Consider the following 4263-nt stretch of genomic DNA (forward strand, 5'->3'; position numbering starts at 1 on the left):
GCCCGCGTCCGGCTTATCACTGGCGACGCGCCGACCCAGAATCCGCTCCCGCAGACACTTACCGCTTAACCTGCAGAAACGGGATCACTCGAAGATCGATTCATACACCACGTCCGTGGACGTGACCCTGACGAGCCTGCCGTCCTGACCAGCCCGCTGACTCGGTCTGCCTGTCAATCCGACCGTCCTGCCGACTTGGTCATCCTGCCCTCCGGCCACCCCTGCCGTCCGGCCACCCCTGCCGTCTCGACCTTTCTGCCGTCTCGACCGTTCTGCCGTTCCGACCAGCCTGCTGATCCGGGCGGCCTGCTGATCCGGGCGGCCTGCCGATCCGACCAACCCGCCAATCCGGCCACCCCAACGACTTGGCCATCCCAACCACCTGGCCGAGCCGTCGAGATTCGGCGACTCGCCTGGGCGTGAAGCATCGGCGGCCATGTTTCTGCGCCGAACCGCGGGGGAGCGACCGGGGGCAAGACATCACAATTTGTAACCGATTGAGATCGGGGCATAAGCCCATGACCTTGACTCTACGTGTTGCAGGGCCGTTGTCACCCGGCGCCATCTTTCGAGAACCGCATGTCAGGGCGGCGTGCCCCGATAACATCGAGTGTCCTTGACCCCGGCAAGTGATGAAAGTGGCAGAAGATCGATGAGTTCGGTGACCGTACGTGTGCCTGCGAAGGTCAACGTGCAACTTTCTGTCGGCCCGCTCAGGGAGGACGGCTTCCACGATCTGGTCAACGTCTTCCACGCCGTATCGATCTTCGATGAGGTGACGGCCAAGGAGTCCGAGGCGATCACGGTGTCGGTGTCGGGGAAGTGGTCCAATCAGGTGCCGGTCGACGACGGCAACCTGGCGATCAAAGCCGCCCGCGCGCTCGCCAAACACGCAGGCCGCGGCTATGGCGCCGACCTGCTCATCCAGAAGGACATCCCGGTCGCCGGCGGCATGGCGGGCGGCAGCGCCGACGCGGCGGGCGCGCTGGTGGCCTGCAATGAGCTGTGGGGGCTCGGGCTGCCGTTCGAAGACCTCATGGAGATCGCCGCCGACCTCGGCAGCGACGTGCCGTTCTCCCTGCTCGGGGGCACGGCGGTCGGTACGGGCCGCGGCGAGCAGCTGAGCGAGTTGCCCACCGGGGGCGTGTTCCACTGGGTGTTCGCGCTGGCGGACGGTGGTCTCTCCACAGCCAGCGTCTACGCGGAGTGCGACCGTCTCAGAGAGGCCTCGGCGGCCGAGGTGCCCTGGCCCCAACTCGACGATTCGCTGATGGAGGCTCTGGGCACCGGTGACGCTTACGCTCTGGGCGCCCACCTGAGCAACGACCTCCAGGAGGCCGCGCTCAGCCTCCGCCCGGAGCTCGGGCCGACCCTCGAAGCAGGCCGCCAGCACGGGGCGCTGGGGGCGATCGTCTCCGGCTCCGGCCCGACGTGCGCGTTCCTGGCCATCGACGCCCTGCACGCCCGCGATCTGGCCCGCGGCCTGACCACGACAGGCGCCGCCCACACCGCCGTGCCCGCCCACGGCCCGGTCGCCGGCGCCACCCTCCTCTGACCGCCGCCCACCGATCCCGCCCGGCAACCGCTGCCACCCTTCAGCTCTCCGTATGCTGACCTCTGCCACCTCCCGTTCCCGCTACGGTGGCCGCTGCCGCCATCTTCGTCTGAGCATCTGTCGTTTCGGTGCGGTGGTCCGCTGCCGCCATTTCCGTCTGGCCGCTGTCGTCCTTGTACGGTGGCCTTGTAGCGCTCCTCGTCTGAGCGCGGTCATCCCTGTACGGTGACCGTCGCACCCTTGTCTCACCGTCGGCCCGCCGGGGTGGCGGAAGGTTCTTTGCTGTCGGCCGCCCGGCGGCGAGCCGATACCCTGGGATTGCCATGAATCTGGTCAACCTTGAGTCGGTCTCACATGCTTACGGGCCCAAGCCACTCCTCAGCGACGTCTCCCTGGGCGTAGAAGCAGGGGAGCGCATCGGGGTTGTCGGGCGTAACGGGGGCGGTAAGACGACCCTGCTGTCCGTCATCGCCGGGGCAGTGCGGCCGGACACCGGCCGGGTCACCCACAACCGCGGGCTCCGTGTGGGCTTCCTGTCACAGCGGGACGAACTCGACCCCGACGCCACCGTGAAGGAGATCGTGCTCGGCGGGCTGGCGGAGCACGAGTGGGCCGGGGATCAGCGGGTTCGCGAGATCCTGGCCAACCTGATCGGCGACCTCGACCTGGATGCCAGGGCCGCCGATCTGTCCGGTGGCGAGCGCAGGCGTACGGCGCTGGCGCAGTTGCTGATCGACGACCATGAGTTGATCATGCTCGATGAGCCCACCAACCACCTCGACATCGAGGCGATCGCCTGGCTTGCCGGGCATCTGGCGGGCCGGAGGAGCGCCCTGGTGGTCGTGACGCACGACCGGTGGTTCCTCGACGCGGTGTCCACCCGCACGTGGGAAGTTGTGGACGGACGGGTCGAACGGTATGAGGGCGGATATGCCGCTTATGTGCTGGCGAAGGCGGAGCGGGCGCGGATCGCCCAGGCAGCCGAAGAGCGCCGCCAGAACCTCATGCGTAAGGAGATCGCGTGGCTGCGGCGCGGTCCGCCCGCCCGTACGTCCAAGCCGAAGTTCCGCATCGAGGCCGCCCAGGCACTGATCGCGAACGAGCCGCCGGCGCGGGAGACCGTGGAGTTGATGCGGTTCGCCGCGGCGCGCCTCGGCAAGACGGTCTACGACCTCGACGACGTCACCCTGCACGCGGGCGGGCCGGGCAGCGGGCCGCTGGTGCTCGATCGCCTGACGTGGCAGTTCGGCCCGGGAGACCGGATCGGTCTGATCGGGGTCAACGGGTCCGGCAAGTCGTCGGTGTTGCGACTGCTCGCCGACACGGTCAAGCCCGACGAGGGCCGGGTGGTCAGGGGCAAGACTGTACGCCTGGCGCACCTGTCGCAGGAGCTGGCCGAGCTCGACCCGCAGCGGCGGGTGCTGGAGTCGGTGGAGGAAATACGCAAATACCTCCAGGTCGGCAAGAAGGAGTGGTCGGCGTCCCAGCTGCTCGAACGTTTGGGGTTCAAGGGCGAGGCGCAGTGGAAGGTCGTCGGCTCGCTCTCGGGTGGTGAGCGGCGACGGTTGCAGCTGCTCCGGCTCCTCATGGACGACCCCAACGTGTTGCTGCTCGACGAGCCCACCAACGATCTCGACATCGAGACGCTCAACGAGCTCGAAGACCTGCTGGACGGCTGGCCCGGCACGCTGATCCTGGTGAGCCACGACCGCTACTTCCTTGAGCGGGTGACCGACCGCTGCGTCGCGCTGCTGGGTGACGGCAAGCTGTCGCTGCTGCCCGGCGGGGTCGACGAATATCTCGAACGCCGCGCCGCCGGCACGGCCCTGACGGCCCGCATGGCCGGCGCCACCACGACGACCACCACGACCACGGCCCCCGGCACCGCCGGTGCGGCCGGCTCCCCGGCGTCGGCGGCGGACGCGGCTCCTGCCGCTCAGGGCGGGCTCTCGGCCAAGGAGGAGCGCGAGCTCCGCAAGGAGCTCAACCGCCTCGAACGGCAGCTCGACAAGCTGAGCGACCAGGAAACCAGGCTGCACGCCGCGATGGCCGAAGCGGCCAACGACTATGCCCGGCTGGGCACCCTCGACGCCGAGCTCCGCGAGATCACCGCCCAGAAGGACACCATCGAAGCCGAGTGGCTGGAGACCGCCGACCGCCTCGGCGACTGACCTCACCACCTGGCGTTCTGGTGCCACCGCAGCGAAGCGGACGGTGAAGGTGCGCTCGTAACGGCGAGTGCGCCGTTGGCCCTCACGACCGGCGCGTGACAGAGGGGCGCTGATGTCGGCGAGGCGGGCAACTCGGCTTTGCCGTAACAAGAAGCAAGAGGGCGCGCAGGTGCCGTCCCGGGGCGAGGAGGGCGACTCGACCCGCCACAGAGGGAGCTGAGTGAGCGGGGTGGGTGATGGCGTGCATCAGACGGGGAGCTGAGTGGTGGGGCGGGTGACGGCGTGCCGCATAAGGGAGTCGAGCGAGCGGGGTGAGTGACGGCCCACCACAGAGGAGGGCTGAGTGGGTGGGTAGGTGACGGCCCACCACGGGCTGAGTGAACGGGGTGGGTGAGGGCCTTCACACAAAGAGGGCTGAGTGGTGGGAGGGCTCGCCGCATGAGGGATGAGCGGTGGGGGTGAGGGCCCTTCCGACCCTCACAAGGAGGGCTGAGTGGTGGGAGGGCTCGCCGCATGAGGGATGAGCGGGTGGGGGTG

2 protein-coding genes are annotated in these 4263 nt (G+C 68.8%); both read left to right on the forward strand.

The annotated features are described in order from the left end of the window. Positions 1 to 652 precede the first annotated feature (652 nt). The gene (locus E1292_RS49590; RefSeq protein WP_132606748.1) at positions 653 to 1555 is read left to right on the forward strand and encodes a 4-(cytidine 5'-diphospho)-2-C-methyl-D-erythritol kinase; all 903 of its coding nucleotides are present in this window, start codon (positions 653 to 655) and stop codon (positions 1553 to 1555) included. Between the two features lie 323 nt (positions 1556 to 1878). Then, on the forward strand, positions 1879 to 3726 hold the full coding sequence (locus E1292_RS49595; protein ID WP_132606749.1) for an ABC-F family ATP-binding cassette domain-containing protein: 1848 nt from the start codon (positions 1879 to 1881) through the stop codon (positions 3724 to 3726). Positions 3727 to 4263: the final 537 nt, after the last annotated feature.

The organism is Nonomuraea deserti, assembly GCF_004348685.1.
Lineage (GTDB): Bacteria > Actinomycetota > Actinomycetes > Streptosporangiales > Streptosporangiaceae > Nonomuraea > Nonomuraea deserti.